Origin of the sequence: Roseitranquillus sediminis (assembly GCF_016918935.1) — a bacterium.
Taxonomy (GTDB): Bacteria; Pseudomonadota; Alphaproteobacteria; order Rhodobacterales; family Rhodobacteraceae; genus Roseitranquillus; species Roseitranquillus sediminis.
In genome coordinates, this window is sequence record NZ_JAFFOB010000015.1 from 514,810 (window position 1) to 532,756 (window position 17,947).

At 70.5% G+C, this 17,947-nt stretch carries 9 protein-coding genes; 4 read left to right on the top strand and 5 right to left on the bottom strand.

Annotation, left to right across the window (positions count from 1 at the left end; translation table 11 throughout):
• The first annotated feature begins 83 nt into the window (after positions 1-83).
• Positions 84-788: a M48 family metallopeptidase gene (locus JM664_RS10705; RefSeq protein WP_227419886.1), complete on the top strand. Its 705-nt coding sequence runs from the start codon at positions 84-86 to the stop codon at positions 786-788.
• A 203-nt stretch (positions 789-991) separates the two neighbouring features.
• Here JM664_RS10705 and rimO read toward each other — a convergent pair whose 3' ends face one another.
• Entirely contained in the window at positions 992-2,374 is a 1,383-nt protein-coding gene (gene rimO / locus JM664_RS10710; protein WP_227419887.1) for a 30S ribosomal protein S12 methylthiotransferase RimO, read from the bottom strand.
• Between the two features lie 256 nt (positions 2,375-2,630).
• On the opposite strand from rimO, the gene JM664_RS10715 reads away from it, so the two are divergent.
• Together JM664_RS10715 and JM664_RS10720 are read left to right on the top strand one after the other, a co-directional pair.
• A complete protein-coding gene (locus JM664_RS10715) occupies positions 2,631-3,314 on the top strand; it encodes a hypothetical protein (protein ID WP_227419888.1) in 684 nt (227 codons plus the stop codon).
• A gap of 24 nt (positions 3,315-3,338) precedes the next feature.
• The gene (locus tag JM664_RS10720; protein WP_227419889.1) at positions 3,339-4,340 is read left to right on the top strand and encodes an LLM class flavin-dependent oxidoreductase; all 1,002 of its coding nucleotides are present in this window, start codon (positions 3,339-3,341) and stop codon (positions 4,338-4,340) included.
• Positions 4,341-4,346: 6 nt separating this feature from the next.
• Here the strand turns inward: JM664_RS10720 and JM664_RS10725 are convergent, their stop codons facing one another.
• The gene (locus JM664_RS10725; protein ID WP_227419890.1) at positions 4,347-6,137 is read right to left on the bottom strand and encodes a PAS domain-containing sensor histidine kinase; all 1,791 of its coding nucleotides are present in this window, start codon (positions 6,135-6,137) and stop codon (positions 4,347-4,349) included.
• Between the two features lie 117 nt (positions 6,138-6,254).
• On the opposite strand from JM664_RS10725, the gene JM664_RS10730 reads away from it, so the two are divergent.
• Positions 6,255-7,172, top strand: a complete 918-nt coding sequence (locus JM664_RS10730) for an endonuclease/exonuclease/phosphatase family protein (protein WP_227419891.1) — start codon at positions 6,255-6,257, stop codon at positions 7,170-7,172.
• A 37-nt stretch (positions 7,173-7,209) separates the two neighbouring features.
• On the opposite strand, the gene JM664_RS10735 is transcribed toward JM664_RS10730, so the two are convergent.
• The 3 genes from JM664_RS10735 to JM664_RS10745 form a co-directional block, all read right to left on the bottom strand.
• Positions 7,210-11,310, bottom strand: coding sequence for an eCIS core domain-containing protein (locus JM664_RS10735; protein WP_227419892.1), 4,101 nt, complete (start codon positions 11,308-11,310; stop codon positions 7,210-7,212).
• 374 nt (positions 11,311-11,684) lie between these two features.
• A complete protein-coding gene (locus JM664_RS10740; RefSeq protein WP_227419893.1) occupies positions 11,685-13,184 on the bottom strand; it encodes an eCIS core domain-containing protein in 1,500 nt (499 codons plus the stop codon).
• A gap of 3 nt (positions 13,185-13,187) precedes the next feature.
• Positions 13,188-17,939, bottom strand: coding sequence for a hypothetical protein (locus tag JM664_RS10745; protein WP_227419894.1), 4,752 nt, complete (start codon positions 17,937-17,939; stop codon positions 13,188-13,190).
• Between the last annotated feature and the right edge of the window lie 8 nt (positions 17,940-17,947).

A 17,947-nucleotide genomic window follows, 5' to 3' on the forward strand; every position in this document is an offset into this window, starting at 1 on the left:
CAGCGGTGACGCGCCACCCCACTGGCAGGCGGCCGAGACCTGCTCTAGCTTCAGCGACGAGCGAGACTCGGAAGGAGCCGTCGATGCACAAGATCGTCCTGACGCTGACCTTGGCGATGGCCGTGGCCGGCTGCGAGGTCGCCACCACGCCGAGCGCCCCGCTGCCGGCGCCGACGGGCAACGTACCGCCCCGCCTCGACAGCAACACCGCCGTGCAGAACTTCGTCACGGTGGTGCGGGACGTGGAGCCGGTGGCCGAGCAGGTCTGCCGCCAGCAGACGCAGGGCGTGAACTGCGACTACCGCATCGTCGTGGACGATCGCGCCGGTCTCCCACCGAATGCGTTCCAGACCCGGGACGAGAGCGGCCAGCCGGTGATCGGGTTCACGCTCTCGCTGATCCGCGACGCGCGCAACCGTGACGAGCTGGCTTTCATCCTCGGCCACGAGGCCGCGCATCACATCGAGGGCCATATCGATCGCGGTCAGCAGGCGGCGGTGACCGGAGCGGTGCTTGCGGGGGCGCTGGCTTCGCTGGGCGGTGCCGATGAAACGGTGGTGCGCTCGGTGCAGGACATAGGGGCGCAGGTGGGCCAGCGTCGCTTCGCCAAGAACTTCGAGCTCGAGGCGGACGCGCTCGGCACCCGGATCGCAATCCGCGCGGGCTACGATCCGGTGCGCGGGGCGGAGTACTTCATGCGCATACCCGACCCGGGCAACCGCTTCCTCGGGTCGCACCCGCCCAACGCCGACCGCATCGACACGGTGCGCCGCGCCGCGGGACGCTGAGCGGCGGCTGGCCCGGACGCACCGGCTTGACCCTGGGCCGAAAACGCGCGGAGACAGTGCCGAGGGTAGCTGCGCTTCAGGAGCGAACAGCTATTCACGAGGTGACGTCGGATGCGTAAGGCAGGCGCCATGAGCACGCGACGCCAGTTCCGTTTCGCAGCATGCGCCAGCGCAAAGCCGTCGCCGCTGCCTGACGCGCCGGGTCAGACGGCGACGCGGCCCCAGAGGTCGTAGTCACCGGCCTCGTCGACCTCGACAGTCACGATGTCACCCGCCGCAAGACCCTCGAAGCCCTCGTCGACGAACAGGTTGCCGTCGATCTCGGGCGCGTCCGCCATCGTGCGGCAGGTTGCGCCATCCTCCTCGACCAGGTCGACGATGACCTGCTGGCGCGTGCCGACCCTGGCGGCGAGCTTCGCGGCGCTGATCGCCTGCGCCTTCTCCATGAAGCGGTGCCAGCGCTCGTCCTTGACCGCGTTCGGCACGTGGTCGGGCAGGGCATTCGAGCGGGCGCCGGGCACGTCCTCGTAGCGGAAGCAGCCGACGCGATCGAGCTGCGCCTCGTCGAGCCAGTCAAGCAGGGTCTGGAACTCCGCCTCGGTCTCGCCCGGATAGCCTACGATGAAGGTCGACCGCAGGGCGAGGTCGGGACAGACGCTCCGCCATGCAGCGATCTCGTCGAGCGTGCGCGCCGCCGCGGCGGGCCGCGCCATGCGGCGCAGCACGTCGGGATGCGCGTGCTGGAACGGAATGTCGAGATATGGTAGCACCAGCCCCTCCGCCATCAGCGGGATCAGCTCACGCACGTGCGGATAGGGATAGACGTAGTGCAGCCGCACCCAGGCTCCGAGCCGTCCCAGCTCGCGCGCGAGCTCGGTGATATGAGTGCGCACCTCTGTGTCTTTCCACCGATGCCTGTCGTGGCGGCGATCGACGCCGTAGGCCGAAGTATCCTGGCTGATGACCAGCAGCTCGCGCACCCCCGCCTCAACCAGCTTCTCGGCCTCCCTCAAGACCGCGTGGACCGGGCGGCTGGCCAAGCGACCGCGCATGTCCGGGATGATGCAAAACTTGCACTTGTGATTGCAGCCTTCTGAAATTTTCAGATAACTGTAGTGGCGTGGCGTAAGACTGACGCCCGTCGCCGGCAGCAGGTCCACGAACGGATCCGGCTGCGGTGGGACGGCCGCGTGAACCGCGTCGATCACCTGCTCGTACTGGTGCGGGCCGGTGACCGCCAGCACCGTTGGGTGGGCGCCGGTGATGAGGTCGGGCTCGGCCCCGAGGCAACCGGTGACGATGACCCGACCGTTCTCGGCCAGCGCCTCGCCGATGGAGGCGAGGCTCTCGGCGCGCGCGGAGTCGAGGAAGCCGCAGGTGTTGACGATGACCGCGTCGGCGCCGGCGTATTCGGGCGAGATCCCGTAGCCCTCGGCGCGGAGGCGGGTCAGGATGCGCTCGCTGTCGACCAGCGCCTTGGGGCAGCCGAGGGAGACCATGCCTACGGTCGGCTGTCCGTCGCGCCGCTCCCGTCGGACGACGGCGCGGGCGAGGTCGGGGCGGAGCTCTGGCGGGTTCGCATGCATCGGCGTCACATAGTCGAACCGCCGGCCGATAGGAACTCCCTCCGCGAGCCGTAGATGTTTACCAAACGTTCACCTTTGCGTCGACAGCCGCCATGCGCGCTGCAACCTATAGGAAGTGTTGCGAGTGTGAGTCGCCTTGTTACGAGTAGTTGTTCTCTTGGCGGTTTTGGCGCCTTCTGCCGCGTCGGCCGCCCCGCTGCCTCATCCGGCAGCGGGGCCGTCTGCCGAGGCGCCGGCCGCGGTCGCTGATGTCTTCGTGGACACCCGGGCGAGCGATCCGCTGGACGAAACCCTCCGCCACGCGATGTGGGACGCGCTCGGCACCGGCTGCATCGACGGCGGCTCGTGGGACGATCCGTATCCCGACGCCAAGGGCGACGTGCGCAGCCCGCCCTTCTGCCTGCCCCAGCCCTGCGCCCGCGCGCTCACGCCCGAGGAGCTTTCGCGGGATGTGGTCGGGCGCGCGCTGCGCCCCGGCGAGTGGGAGAGCTACGCGCGTCGCTTCGCGCTGGCGTGCGGGCAGGACGTCCCGCGGGAGGAACTGCGCGCGGCGGCGGAGGACCTGATGGAGATGCTCGCTTCCGTGGCCGGGGACCTTTCGGCGCCGGGCGCCCGGGCGGCATTGCCTGCCCGGTCCGGTCTGCTCATGCCGGGTGGGGCCGGCGGCAGAGGCGGCGCTATCAGTGACGGGTGGCGGCCCGGCGGCGCTGGTGCTGGCGGGCCGATCCGTTTGCCCGGTTCGCGCGGCCCGTTCAGTGAGGATGGCAGCACGACGCAGCCCGATCTGACGGACCCGCCTCCGGAAGAGACGTTTCCGCCGATCCCGTTGCCCCCGACCTTCGCGCTCCTGGTGGCGGCGCTCTGGCTGCCGATCCGGATCCTGCGCGGCATCCGGATGCGCCGAGCCGCTTTAGATCGCCGTATCGAGGGCCATATCTGAGGGAACGCCAAGAGAGGTTTCCCGATGCGCTACTCCGTACTCGATCTTGCCCCGGTGCCCGAGGGCCATGACGCCGCCACCGCCATCGGCAACACCGTCGACCTAGCTCGTCACGCGGAAGGGTGGGGCTATTACCGCTACTGGCTCGCCGAGCATCACAACATGCCGGGCATCGCCAGCGCGGCGACCGCGATCCTTATCGGACATGTGGCGAACGCCACGCGGACGATCCGCGTCGGCGCGGGCGGCGTGATGCTGCCGAACCACGCGCCGCTTTCCATCGCCGAGCAGTTCGGCACGCTGGCCACGATCTTCCCCGGCCGCATCGATCTCGGGCTCGGGCGGGCGCCGGGCGGCGACATGGCGGTCGCGCGTGCCCTGCGGCGGTCGATGGACCAGGGCGAGGGCTTTCCGAACGACGTCGTGGAGCTGATGACGTACGTCGGCCCGCCGCGGCCCGAGGCGCCGGTGCGTGCGCTGCCGGGCGAGGGGACGCATGTGCCGATCTGGATCCTCGGATCGTCGCTCTATGGCGCGCAGCTCGCGGCGCATCTGGGCCTGCCGTACGCGTTCGCCTCGCACTTCGCGCCCGCGGCGCTCGAGCAGGCAGTGCACCTCTACCGGCGCGACTTCCGGCCGTCGCCGCAGCTGGAGCGGCCGCACTTCATGCTGGCGGTCAACGTCTTTGCGGCCGACACGGACGAGGAGGGGGCGTATCTGCGCAGCACGATGCAGCTCGCCTTTGCCCGACTCCGCCTCGGCAGGCCCGGCAAGCTACCGCGCCCGGTCCGCGAAGTGGATGCCGAAATCGGGCCACAGGTCCGCGCCGCGGTGGACGAGGCGCTGCGGATCACCGCCGTCGGCTCGCCTGAGACGGTGGAGCGGCAGCTTGCCGCGCTGATCGAGACGTACGCGCCAGACGAGCTGATCCTGACCGGCCAGATCCACGACCACCAGGCGCGGCTGAAGTCCTTTCGCATCGCTGCCGAGGTGCTGGCCCAGCTCCGGGAGAGCGCGGCGGCCTGAGGAGGCTCAGGTCGGCTCGTCGCTCGGAAAGGTCAGGGTGGTGTCCACCCCGCGCGCGTGCGCAGCCTGCGATAGCCTGCCCTGAAGCTGCATCGCGCAGCCCTGCATCAGCCGCGTGCCGAAGCCGCCGCTCGATGCCTCGCCCGCCATCTCGCGAGATGGAGCGTCCTCGGTCCAGTGGAGCTCGAGCTCCCGTCCCTCGTTGCCGGTGAGCCGCCACCGGATCGCAAGGGTGCCTTCGCCTCCGCCCAGCGCCCCGTGTTTCACCGCGTTGGTCGCGAGCTCGTGCAGGATCATCCCTAGCGGCGTAGCGGCGCTCCGAGACAGGCGGAATTCGGGCCCTTCGATGGTCATCCTGGAGCCGCCGCGCTCGTGCGGCTCCAGCACCGTTGCGACGAGGTCGCGCACGCGGATCGTCCCCATGGTCTCGTCGACGGTCCCGATCAGATGCGCCGCCGCCAGCGCCTCGACGCGGCCGCGCAGCGTCTCGACGTAGCGCCCCACGTCCTTCTCGCCGCGCGCGCTCATGGTGATGACGCTCTGCACCAGGGCAAAGAGGTTCTTCATCCGGTGGTTCAGCTCACGGTTCAGCAGGCGGAGCCGCTCCTCGTGCAGGCGGCGGTCGGTGACATCGGTGCCGGTGGCCACGATCTCGGTGACGCGGCCGTCCCTTGCACCGAGCGGCGTGACCTGGATCTCCAGCACCTCTCGCCCACCACCTCGCGTGAGCTCCAGGTCCAGCCGGCTCGGCCGCCCCGCGGCCGCACCCTGAACCGCCTGGCGCAGGAGCGCCTCGTCGCCGGGGGTCTCGAGGTGCGGAGCGAGCAGCGTGGCGTAGTCGGTCCCGGCATGACGTTCGGCACTGTCGCCGAATCGGCGCAGCACATCCCTGTTCGCCCAGGTGATCCGCCCTTCAGCGTCGAGCAGGGCGATGAGGATCGGCGCCTCGTCGGTCACTCGACGCAGCCGCGCCTCGCTGGCGGCGAGCTGATTTTGCAACTGCCGCTCTGCCGTCACCTCGCGCACGCAGGTGCCCACGGCGAATGCCTCGCCGTCGACCTTGACCGGGTAGTAGTCTGCCACGAAGTCGCGCGAGGCGTCGCGCACCGCTGGCGTCTCGGCGCGGATCTCGTGGCCGAGTGACGGCTGTCCGCTGCGGAAGACGCTCCGGATGACGTCCGCAAGGGCCGGGTCGATCGAGTCGAGCAGCTCCCGGCCGGACCGTTCGTAGTGCTGGGCGATGGGCAGGCCGTTCAGGTCGGCCAGATGCCGGTTCACCCGCAGGAAGGCGAGGTCGCGGTCGTGCAGGGCGACCCCGACCGGCAGCGCGTCGTAGAGCGCCTCGAGCTCGGCGACCTGGCGCACGCAGGCGAGGCGGTTCCGCTCCATCTCCTCCTCGGCCCGCCTGCGTTCGGAAATGTCGCTCGCCGAGGCCACCAGCTCCACGACCTGGTCGTGCTCGCCACGGATCGGCCCGACCTGCCACAGGATCGGCAGGCGCCCGTCGCCGGCTACCCGCACCACACTCTCCAGCCTGACCGTCTCGCCCGCGGCGGCGCGGTGAACCGCATCGCGCACCTCGTCCTGGACTTCCGGGTCATAGCTCCACCAGTAGGTGTTCCAGAAGGGGATGCCGCGCACGTCGTCGATCCCGATGCCGCCGATGTTCAGCGCCGCGGCGTCGACGTCGACGAGCCGCCCGTCCACCTCCAGAACCGCGACGAAGGCGACGAGCTGGTTGATCAGCTGTCGCTCGCGGCTTGCGTGTCGCGTTTCCTGGTCCGATTCCGGATCCACACTGCGTCTCCCGTCCATCATCCGGCGGCCGCGCTTCGCGTGCCGCAAGGTGGTATGAAACGGCGCTGCGCTTCCAGCCGTTCCGCGCAGGCGCCGGACAACCGGGAGGACGAGGTAATGCGGTGGATGACAAAGGCGCTCGCCGTCATCGGCGCCCTTCTGATGGCGCTGGCGCTGGCGGCGTGCGGGTTGCACCTCGCCAACTCCGGCACGAGCCCGGTGCCGGACCGTCCGCCGGGCGCCTGGCGCGTGGCGACGCACAACGTCCACTACATCCTTCTCCGCCGGCCGGAGGGCTCGTGGTCGGTCGCCGACTGGGAGCGTCGCAGGCCCGCGCTCGATGCCGCGTTCAAGGCGATCGAGGCCGACATCTTCGCATTTCAGGAGATGGAGAGCTTCGCGGGTGGCGACGACGCGTCGGTGAACCTCGCGCTCGACTACCTGCTCGAGCGAAATCCCGACTACGCCGCCGCCGCGGTGGGCGACTGGCGCAGGTTTCCCAGCACGCAGCCCATCCTCTACCGAAAAGGCCGCCTGCGCCTCGTCGACCAGGGCTGGTTCTTCTTTTCCGAGACGCCGGACGTGATCTACTCGCGCACCTTCGACGGCTCCTACCCCGCCTTCGCCTCGTGGGCCGCGTTCGTGCCAGAGGAGGGCGGGCCGGAGGTTCATGTCCTGAACGTGCATCTCGACTACAGCAGCCGGACCAACCGGGCCCGCTCGGTCGCCCTGGTGCGCGAGCGGGTGGCAGGCTTGCTGGAGGCGGGACGTACCGTGATCCTCCTCGGCGATCTCAACGAGCGGGCGGGGTCGGACGTACATCGGAGCCTGGAGCAGGCCGGACTGCGCTTCGCACCTGTCGAGGGCGCGACCTACCACTTCAACCGCGGGATCAACCTCTTCGGCGCCATTGACCATGTCGCCACCACGGCAGATGTCGAACTGGTAGGCGAGCCGGTCGTCCTGCGGCAGCGTTTCGGCGGCGCGTGGCCGTCGGACCATTACCCGGTCGTCGCTGATGTACGGTTGCCTTGATGGGCCGAGCATCGGCTGCAGCTTCATCCACGACTGATCACAAGAGTAGTGAAGCGGGCGAAACGCGGAATCTTCCTGCGTTCTCTGCCATGAGCCGCCGCAGGATCTCGATCTGCTCGGGCGTCAGCGCAGTGGCGTCGATGCGCCACTCGATGACGACGCCCGGGTGAGTGCGTACGAGCCAGAGGTCGCGGTCGATCTGACTTCTGAGTCGACTGCTGACGTTGTCGAGTGGCAGGTCTGTCACCCCCTTGCTCTCTCGCAGGATGACGCTTCCGCCTTCGTGGTACATCCTGTCGACGACCCGGGTGGTGACACGCCCGGTCTGCTCGTCGAGTACCCGCAACGGGAGCTGTTCCGCACCGTTTGGGAATAGATCGGCGAACTCGCGGAAGGTGATGTTCCCGTTGTCGAGCTGATCAACGAGATCGTCATATGTGAGACCGGGGAATATCTCGCGCGCGCGTCCTGGCGTTCCACCAAGCTCGAGATTGTGGCGAGCTTCGGTGATGTCTCCCTTGAGCTGGTTCTCGCGCAGACGTCGTATCCGCTCGAGCTTGTCATCGGTGGTCATGCCTGCTGGTGGAGTGTCCTGAACCCGGAGGCCGATCTCCTCGAGTTCATCGTCCAGTTCACCCTCCTGTTCCAGCAGGTATCGCCGAATCCGCCAGTTGCTCGCGATCATCTCGAGGTCGTAGCTGACGGCGGACAGTCGGCGCGCTCTGAAGGTATCGATCCAACGGTAGCGGCGCTTCAGAACCATGAGCTGAGCGAGGACAAGCGGGATCGGCGTGTCCACCGCATCGTTCGTGGCGGCGATGGCTTCGGCGGCGATGCGAGCCTCCGCCAGCTGCGCGGCCTTCAGCGCGTCGTCGCGGACTTGGGGCACGCCCGGCTCGTCGACCGCACGCAGGGAGCCGTCGCCAAGGTCCTCGACCGCCTCGCGTCCTTGGCGTGCGGGCGTGGCGTCCATCGCGTCCCGCGCCGCCCGCTCGCCGGCGTCGGTGACCTCGGCCGGTGTCCGAGTCGGCGGAACTTCCGGTGCACGCGGAGCAGGGGCTTCTGGCGCCCGAGGTACGTCCGGCGCCCTCGGCGCATCCGGCGCGCGCGGCAGGTCGGGCGCGCGGGGCGCGGGGGCCGCCGATCCCGCACGGCCTGCGGGTGCATGCGTCGCCGCCTCCGCCGCCTCGTCGCCGAAGCGGAAGAGTGACCGCGCCAGGTCCTCGATCCTCGTCAGCAGGCCCGCGATGAAATCGAAGCGCTGCAGGAAGCCTTTCGCCGCGCCAAACCCCCGCAGGATCGGCCCCTTCAATGGCGCCAGCGCGCGCCCGAGCACGCCCAGGATCTCGCCGCCGATGTCGAGGAAGCGCAGCATGTAGGACAGGAGCCGCCGCCCCAGCGAGGCACCCTGCTTCAACACGGTATAGCCGCCGGCGGTGAAGTAGGCGATCAGCACCTCGAGCAGGATCATGCCGGAGAGCCATCCGATCTTGTTGCCGAGCTCGTAGTCCGGCAGTGCCAGGAACTGAAGGAACTTGCCGGCGATCCAGCCGCCGAGCTCGCCCGCCTTCTGCATAAGCCATTCCCACGCGCCGCCGAGCATGTCGGCGAGGCCCGAGACGGTACCGCCGCCGTCCCGGACCTCGGTGCGCATGTCGTTTTCGAGCGCGTCCGCGGACACGGCCTCCGGCTCGGCCAGACCGCCGAACTCGGTAAGGGTTCCCGGCGGCAGGCCGCCGGCGATGTCGGCGTCACTCGCCACGCCCTCGGCGTCGAGCGGCACCTCCTCGGCGGCGGCGCCCTGCGGAGTGGCGCCCGCCTCGCCCTCGGCGGCTTCGGCGACGGCGCCCGGTGCGGCACTCGGGCCGGAAGACGGCGCGGCGGCAGGCGCTTCGGCGGCCGGCTGCGTAGCCGGTGCCTCGACGGGGGACGGAGTTGCCGGTGCCTCGGCGGCAGGCGCGGTTTCCGCCTCCGCGGCCTCGGGTGGTCCGCGGGCGCCGAGGCTCCCAACAGGGGTTTCGGTAGCGGGTTCGGCTGGCGCGGGCACGGCGAGTGCGGTGTCGACGGCGGCCAGCCCCTCGGACACGCTCGTCGGCACGAGCTGCGTCATGTACGGCGCCAGCACCCGCTTCAGCACCCGCACGCCGGTCACGATCAATTCCATCAGCATGAAGAGCAGCTTGAACGGGTCTATGATGCCCTCGATCAGTCCTTGCAGCAGGCCGAGGGCGTAGCCCGCGATGAACTGCGGCCCGGCACCGGCGCAGAGGTTGGCGACCTTGTTCGAGCCCGCGATCCGCGTCTCGTCGCCGACCTCGCCGCTGCGCAGGCGTCGCAGGAAGCCGAGCGCGGCGGACTTCAACACCATGACCATCGGCCCCAGCCCTGCGAGGAAGGCGGCGAAGGCGGGAAGGAACGCTATCAGCAGGTCGAGGACGAAGTTGATGACCGGCGGCTTGAACTCGTCGGGCAGCAACAGCCAGATCGCCCCCGCGATGGCGACCGGCAGCATCGGCGGATTCACGGCCACGATCGCCAGCCGGACCAGGAAGTCGAGGATCGGCTGGAAGATGCCGCGGAGCGCCTCGAACGCATCGCCGACCGCGTCCTCGAGGCCGGCGAAGCCGCCATCGGCCCAAGCCTGGAGCCTCTCGAACTGGTCCGCGACATGCTCCAGCACCCGGTCGACGGACCGCAGGCAACGGTTCGTGGAGAAGAGCGCGACCACCCCCTGCATCGCGCGCGCCACTGAAGCGACGACGCCTGCGAGCCATCCGGCAGCACCGGAGATCAGCGCCTTCACGCCGTCGACCACGCCGATCAGGAAGGGCAGGATGTCCTTCTCCAGCGTCTCGCGCGCCCAGACCACCACCCCGGCCTCGCGCCAGTTGGCGGCCAGCCACTTGAGCTTGTCCCAGATCGGCGGCAGGACCTGCGTCAGGATGAGGATCGGGCCGAGCGGCGAGATCAGGACGAGGATGCCCGCGACCGCCGTCAGCGGCTCCCGTATCGGCTCGATCACCTCGAGGAAAGCGGTCCAGGCGGCCTCGGCCTTTTCCTCGAGCCACGTCCGCACGCCGCTGGTGCTGTCCCAGGCGAGGCCGAACTTCTCCATCAGCCAGTCCCAAGCGAACTCCGCCGCATCGCGGATCGGGCTGGCGAGGTCCCAGATCCACGTCACGAGGCCGGTGAAGGCGTCCCAGACGGCGCTGCCGGCGGAGCCGAGGAAGTCGATGACAGGCTTGGCGATGTTCTCCCAGAGGGCGGAGAAGACGGCCTCGACCCCGTTCGAGAGCGACTGGACGGTGTCGATGATGCCGCTGCCCCAGTTGTCGATGACCCAGATCAGCGGCTGGATCAGGAGGCCGAGCGCGGACGAGGCGGCGCTGCCGATGGCGCCGGGCACGGACGCGACGCTCGACGCGAGGCTCTCGAAGACGCTCTCGAGGCCGGACATGATGTCGATGCTCGAGAGCGGGTCGAGCAGCAGGCCGAGCAGGCCGTCGATTCCGGAGCAGAAGAGCTCCTCGAGATCGTCGAGGAAGTCGCCGCGCAGGAAGTCGAGGAGGCCGGGCGCGACGTAGTCAATGATTTCCTCGGCGCCTTCGAGCACGACGCCGCCTACCTCGACGACGAGATCGCCCGCGCGGCTCGCGAGCTCGGCGGCGCCCTCGATCGCCTCGGAACCGATGTCGACGGCGCCTTCGTAGACGTCACCCCCGAAATCGCCGACGGCGCTCGCGGCGTCTTCGACGAAGTCCGGCACGTAGTCGATATTCTGGGGAGCGGGCGCGGCCCGCTGCACCGGCCGTACCGGAGGGGCGCGGGCCGGCGGACGGCGCCAGCCGCTGCCCTGCGGCGGAGCGGTCTGCTGCACCACGTGGATGAGCTCGTGCGCGACGATGCCGCGGCGGCCGGCGGGAGAGGCCGCCTGCGCCTGGCGGCCGAGCACGATGGCGGTGCCATGCGCGAACGCGACGGCGCGGCGCTCGTCGGCTGCGGCCGCCGCGGCCGGACCGGCGTGCAGCCGCACGAGCGACAAGTCGCAGTCGAGCGCGGCCTCGTATCCCGTCCGCTCTGCACGGGGCAGCGGTCGGCCCGGCCCCACGCGGAGTGCGGGACCGACGGCTCGGAGCATCGTGCGCGGCGGAGGGGCGCGAATCGGTGCCGGAGCGACCGCGGGTGCCGCAGCCGGCTTCGCCGCCGCTGGCGGGGCGGGCGCGGTGGCGTGCGATGCGTTCGCGCTGCGGCCCTCCTGCGCCGCCCGGCTGAGCTGCGGGGCCAGGCGCTGCGCCTCCCGTTCGGCCGCATCGCGGCGTGGCTCGGGGCGAGGGCCGGCGGCCGGATGCGCCGGAGCCGTGCAGCGCGGGCATCCGCCGCCGCAGGCGCAGTTCGCGCGAGGTGCCGTGGCGGGCCTGGCCAGGGCGGGATGCGCTGCGCGACCGTGTCGCGCCGTGCTCCCGGACGCCGGGCGCTCGCCCGTCTGGCCCTTGCCGACTGTCGCCCGCGTGGTCATTGCTCCACGAAGAGGCGCACGAAGGGGATCCCCGCACGCCCCCAGTAGTCGTCGATGAAGTGCTCGAGATCCGGCGCCGCGCCGCCCTTGTGCGCGCCGAGGCCGTTGCGGACCCGGTAGTAATCCTCGCAGATCATCGCCTGCTGCTCGCGGTTGAAGTCTACATAGGTCCGACCTGCGGCGATGGAGGCCGACAGGCTGCCGTCGAGCGCCTTGTAGTCGTAGCCCTGCCCGAACTGCTGCGCGTGGATGGCCTGCGGCATGTACATGGCGCCGACCAGCTCGTACTGCGCGACGTGGGTCAGCTCGTGCACCGCCAGCGACTCGTCCATCGTGTGGCCGGTGTGAATGATGTGCATCGTCGTCACCGCGCGGTGCTGCGCGCCGGAAGTGCCGAAGATCTGGTCGAGGGCGCTGCCCGAGAAGCCGGGCGAGAACAGCGCCGCCAGCCGCGCCACCAGGCTGTTGTAGTCGACGCGGATGCGGCTGTAGGGGATCAGCCCTGGCGGATGCACCTGCTGCGCCGCCCCGATCTGCGCGGCGTTGAGCGGCCTCATCCAATTCACTCGCGCCCACAGGAACCGCAGGAACTCGCCCGCTCCGAAGATCTCGAGCGCGTGCATGAAGAACTGGCCCACATGCGCCGCACCGTCGAGGATGCCCTCCACCATGTGGTTCCAAAGCGCTCCGTAGCCCTGCCAGTTGACGAAGAGGGCGCCCAACCCGGCGAGCCAGTCGCCGATGCCGCCGGGGACCTGCACGACGTCCGCCAGCAGCCTCAAGGCGCGTCCGGGCAGGCTGGTGACATAGGTCATCGCCAGCGCGGGCACGTCAAGAAGGTCCATCATGACCTGCGCCGCGGCCTGGTGAGCGGTCTGCATGACCGGGTCGAGGACCGGCGCCACCAGGTCGTTGGCGCGCCGCATCGCGCCGCCGATCTCGTCGAAGACGCCGAACTGGACCTGCTGGCCCTCGGCGCTCTCGGCGGGAAGATCGGCCGCGCGCCGGGCGGGTCCCGCACCGGAGATCGCACGGGCCAGATGATCGGCACCGCGCTCCTGTGCGGCGCGGTGCGACTGGGTATGGTCGCCGCCCTTCTGCTGCGCCACGTGCGCCAGCTCGTGCCCCAGCGCGAAGCGCCCTTCGGGGCGCGAAAGGTCGGGAAGCCCGCGCGGAAAGGCGATGACGTTGCCCCGCGTCCCGGCGTCGGCGCCGCGGTGGGCGACGCGGGCGGCGAGCGGGCCGGTGGTGGTCAGCCGCACGTCGCTCAGACCGTGGCCGAGGGCAGTCTCGGCGCGCCGCCTCAGCGGCGCGGGGACCGGCTGCTCGCCGCAGCGGGGACAGCCACCGCCGCAGGGGCAGGGCGCGCGCCGCTGCGAGGCGGCGGGCGCGGGCGCGGGCCGGGGCGTGGGGTCGGCCCAGGCCGCGGTCGCGCCCGACGGGCGCGCGGCATGCAGCGCATCGCTCGCCTCGGGCGTGGCCGCCGCGCGCTGCATGGCCTAGCCCTCCTCCTCGCGCCGGCGCCGGGCGATCTCGAGCGCCTCGCGTGCTGACAACGTCAGCCGCGGACCGGAGGCCCCGATGATGCGGGTCGCCTCGGCGTCCGACAGGCGCGACAGGCTTTCCGCGTCAGCCACGCCGGCGCTGCGCAGAAGGCGAGCTGTCACGCCGCCGACGCCGCGGACGTCCTCCAGCCGCACGCCGATGTCCGGGGTCACGTCGCGCTCCCTCGGCTCCTCCACGCGACGCTCCGGCTCTTCCGGCTCGACGCGGTCGCGCGGAGGGGCGTCGGCGCCAGTGTCGCGCGGCGGCCTCTCGGCAGGGGGTTCCTCTCTCGTAGAATCTGGGGTGTCGATCCCGGTGTCCCGCTCGGTGCGCCGCTCCTCGTCTCGCGGAACGATCCGGCTGCGGGTGAAGATCGAGGTGGTGTCGGTCGGGCGCACCGGCACCTTCGGCGGCCGCGCGGTGATCTCGATCGGGGTGCGCACCAACGGGTCGTCGCCGATCACGATGCGCTTCGGCTCGCGGGTGACGATGTCGCCGGAGGCATCCGTCACGCGCACGAAGACGTCGTCGCGTCGGCCGAGCGTGCGGCGTGTCTCCTCGTCGATGGCGAGCGCGTAGTAGCCGTGCTCGTCGGTCTCGGTCGAAACGCCCAGCGGGCGGCCGCGGCGGTCCACCAGCTCGACGGTCTGCCCGGCGGCGGCGCGGCCCTTGGAGTCAGCCACGCGACCATCGAGCAGCGCGCCCTCGTCGGGCAACTCCGCCTCGCGCACCCGTGCGAGATCGGCCTGCACCTCCAGCGCCTCGGCGCTCTCGCGACGGGCCCGCCCGGCCGCGCGCAGCTCCTGCACGACCGGCGCGTCCGCCTGCATGACATGGAGGCGTTGCGCCTCGCCCTGGTAGGCCAGATTCGTGCGGATGCGCACTTGGCTGACGCCGCTGATCGAGCCCTTGAGCCCAGTGTCGACGGCGGCCGCGCCGTCCTGGAGCTGCGCGTTCGGCGAGACGGAGTGGTGCAGAGGCTGCATCACCGCGGCGCCGAGATAGTCGTTCGTGGAGAGATCGCGCTGACCGGGGCAGAACTGGCTGTGCACCACCTGGTTCGGCCTGTCCTCGACCGGGATCGCGCCTTGGCTGACGGCGATGATGCAGTGATCGCCCTGGTTGTGGGCGGTGATGTTCATCGCGCTCGCTCCGCCCGAAACGGTGGTGCCTGTCGTCAACGAGAGCGCCGAAAGCCCGGTGCGGAAGGCGCGCTCACGGAAACGATTGCCGGTCATCCGCAGCGAATGCGCGAAGCCGACGGTGTTGCAGAAGGTGACGTCCGGCCGGAACATGCCGCTCTGGTTGTTGGCGAAGCCGAGGTCGTCGACGGTGGCGATGACCATCGACGTCCAGCAAAGGTTATCCGGTCCGGTCCGCACGCGGTTCGAGTTGAACATCGTCTCGCCGCCTGGAAGCATCGCCTCGACCTGCGGCTCGAAGGCGGCGGCGATCATGAGGTCCGATTCGAAGGAGTCCGACTGCACGAACGCGCCGCCGACATTGGCGAAGGCCTGCATCCGGTGGATGCCGCCGAGGTTCAGGATCAGAACGCCGCCGACCAGCATGTCGATGCTGCTCCACGCGCCCTCGGTTTCGGCGTTGAGCGTGTTGCCGACGCACGAGACAGGCCCGTAGGCGAGAGCGGTGATCGCGCGTCCGGCGGGCTGGTCGACCACGTTGTCGGCGATGACGAGCGCCGGCTTCTGCTGGCCGTCCGCCGTGCCGCCTGCGACGACGGCGCTCGCCAGACGGATGAAGATGCCGCCGCGCAGCCCCTCGCTCCGCAGCTCGCGATAGGTCGCAGCCACGGGTCCGTTGCCGACGATGTAGTTGTCGGTGATCAGCGCCTCCTCGACATAGCCCGCGAAGATGCCGGCGCAGGGCTCGGCCGCGCTGCCTCCGTTGCCGCTGATGTGGTTGCCGACGATCTTCAGGCCCTCGACGAGCGCGAGCGAGATCCCGCCCTGCGCGACGAAGAGCGCGGTGGCGCGCATCTCGTCGGTGAAGGCGGCGCGCAGGTTGTTCTCGATCCGATTGCCGCGGATCTCGAGGTCGCGGACGAGGTTCGTGGTGCCGATCAGCTCCTTGGGCGCGAAGAGCGCGGAGAGCATCTCGGCCACGCCCTCCAGGCTCTGGCCGGACGGCAACGGCGGGTCCGGCACCAGGTCGTAGAACCAGAAGCCGATGCCAGAGAGGCCCATCCGCTCGATCTCGTTCTCATGGATGCGAATGCGGGTCAGGAACCCCGCCTCGACGTTAGGGTCTTCGACGGCGCCGGGACCGACGGAGACGATGTAGACGATGCCGGCGCCGAGGGTGACGCTCTCGACCCCGAGTATCTCGAGACCGGGCTCGACGCCGAGCGTGTAGCTGCCCGGCGCCGCGGGGATCTGGACCTCGCCGTTGTCGTCGGTGACGCCGGTGAAGGCGGGGGCGGACGCGCCCGGAAAAGTCAGGGTGACCGTGCGGCCCGGCTCCGGCTGGCCCTGCTCGTCGCGCAGGACGGCGAAGAAGGCGCGGCCGACGACACGGACCGTCGGCGCCTCGACCGGCTGTTCGTCGTCGTCCTCCTCTTCCTCGCCAGTGGGAAAGACGCCGCCGAGCGTGATCCCGTGGCCGAGTCCCCCGTCAATCCGGTTGCGCAGGATGTCGACCCGCGTCGAGCCGCCCTTTACGTGAAAGCCGCCGCGCGCCTGGTAGGGCTGCTGGGGCGGAGTGGCGACGAGCGAGCCGGCCCAGACGAAGGTGACGTAGGCGATGACGGAGGTGAGGTTACCGAAGAGGTCCTCCGGTTCGATGCAGGGGTCGGAGGGGTCGGGCGGCTCTTCCCGGTCGTCATCGTCCTCGTCGCCTGGCGGCGAGAACTCGAAGGGCCAGACCCCGCAGTGGTTGCGCTCGATCAGCGCGCCGGTGGCGCGAAGCGAGATCACCGACTGACCCATCGGGTGGTCGAGCAGCCAGATCCGGTTGCCGATGATCCGCACGTCCTCCACCGTCTCGACGTGGATGCCGTGGGTCAGCGCCATGATCCGGCAGCCCTCGACCCGCACCTCGCGGAGTGGCGACTCTGGACTGCCCGCGATCTCGACCGCCGCGCCGAAGGGCGCGATCATGTCGACCTCGCGCACCGAGATGTCCTGACCGCCGAGAACTCGGATGATCGGCTGGTCGACGCTCGCCGGGCGCGGCAGGACGAAGGTGCGGTGGCGGCAGCCCTCGATCTGCACGCCGCGCAGGCCGATCAGCGAAAGGTTCGCGAAGTGGATGCCGGGCAGCAGACAGAGCTTGCCGCCGGCGGGGGGCAGGTGTGCCGCCGCCTCCTCGAGAGAGTTGAAGTCGCCGAAGGTCGTCGTGCCGTTGCCGACGATATAGGTGCAGCAGACCTTCTGGTTGCTGAGCGGGCGGAAGCGGCGGCGGCAGTCCTCGATCTCGCCGCCAAGGGTGGTGTCCTGCGCGTCGGTCCACTCGATCTCGGCCAGCGCCACGCGGCGGATCATCGGTCCCTCGGGCGCGGCGTCGTCGAGCAGGACCTCGGGATTGGCGATCTCGCCCGCGCGCACGTCGAAGTTCCACCATGAGCCGGGGCGGTAGGAAGCACCGGCGGGCGGCTCGAAGGCGAGGCGGATGCCGTCGCGCAGCTCGACCGGGTCGGCGGCGTTGGTGAAGTCGGAGACGGGACGGATGCCGTTCCAGAGGCGGAAGAAGACCGGCCCCGCCGCGCCCGGCATCGCACCGAAGGTCGGCGGCTGCGTCAGGTCGAGCTCGCCGTCGGCGTTGAGCGACGCGGGCGCGCCGTAGGTCACGCGCCAGTGGCCGATCTCCGCGTCGAACTCAACCGCCTCGAGGTAGAATTCCGTCAGGCCGCTGTGCAGGATCGCGGAACGGTTCGCGGTGATGATCACGCGCGGATCGGCGCCGCCGTGGAACGTGCCGCGCCCGACGAGGCCGCCGTTGACCTGCGACCACTTGAACCGGACCGGACCCGCATTCGTCTCGGCGATCTCGATCCGGTAGAGGTTGTGCTCGAAGCCGGAATAGCCGCCCCCCTCGACCACCGGACAATCGCCCGGCACCACCGTCGGCGGCTCGAGCGAAACCGTCAGCCGCCCGTGGTCGTCCGGCTCGCGCAGCCGGTCGCCGATGTTCGAGCAGTCCTCGCCGGGTGCGAGCCGCAGCAGGCGGATGCCTGCGCGGGTGATCAGGCGCTCGGCCGTGTCGGGGCCGCCCAGCGCCGGCTCGATCAGCCGCGCGGGGTTCTGGAAGCCGTTCAGCGCCTCCAGCCCGAACTCCAGCACCACCGCATCCCGCACGTCGTCGCCCACCTGGGCGGTCGAGGTGCCGGGCGGGTTGTGCGGCGGCGGCAGGTAGCTCGCGCGGCGCATCACCGGCGCGTTCTCGTCCGGCGGCTCTCCCTTCAGCCGCGTGCGCAGCCCGTCCGCCCAGATCCAGCCGGGGTGCAGCGAGACCAGCACCGTCTCGCCGTCGACCACCGCGCTCAGCACCTGCCAGCCGTCCGGCTCCTCCGCCGGCACGGCGGCGACGCCGGCGCCCACGATGTCGCGCCCGGCGGCGAGCCGCCAGGCGACGGCGATCGCCTCGCCCTCGGTCAGGTCCGCGTCGGTGATCAGGCGGCCCTGCTGGTAGAGGACGCCCTGGTGGTCCTCCTCCGGGTCGAAGCGCCAGGTCGAAAAGTCACCCTTCATCGGACCTC

Coding starts and splice junctions, on each gene's coding strand:
- JM664_RS10740 (WP_227419893.1), bottom strand. CDS start 13,184: ATGCAGCGCGCGGCGGCCACGCCCGAGGCGAGCGATGCGCTGCATGCC.
- rimO (WP_227419887.1), bottom strand. CDS start 2,374: ATGCATGCGAACCCGCCAGAGCTCCGCCCCGACCTCGCCCGCGCCGTC.
- JM664_RS10745 (WP_227419894.1), bottom strand. CDS start 17,939: ATGAAGGGTGACTTTTCGACCTGGCGCTTCGACCCGGAGGAGGACCAC.
- JM664_RS10735 (WP_227419892.1), bottom strand. CDS start 11,310: ATGCTCCGAGCCGTCGGTCCCGCACTCCGCGTGGGGCCGGGCCGACCG.
- JM664_RS10720 (WP_227419889.1), top strand. CDS start 3,339: ATGCGCTACTCCGTACTCGATCTTGCCCCGGTGCCCGAGGGCCATGAC.
- JM664_RS10705 (WP_227419886.1), top strand. CDS start 84: ATGCACAAGATCGTCCTGACGCTGACCTTGGCGATGGCCGTGGCCGGC.
- JM664_RS10730 (WP_227419891.1), top strand. CDS start 6,255: ATGCGGTGGATGACAAAGGCGCTCGCCGTCATCGGCGCCCTTCTGATG.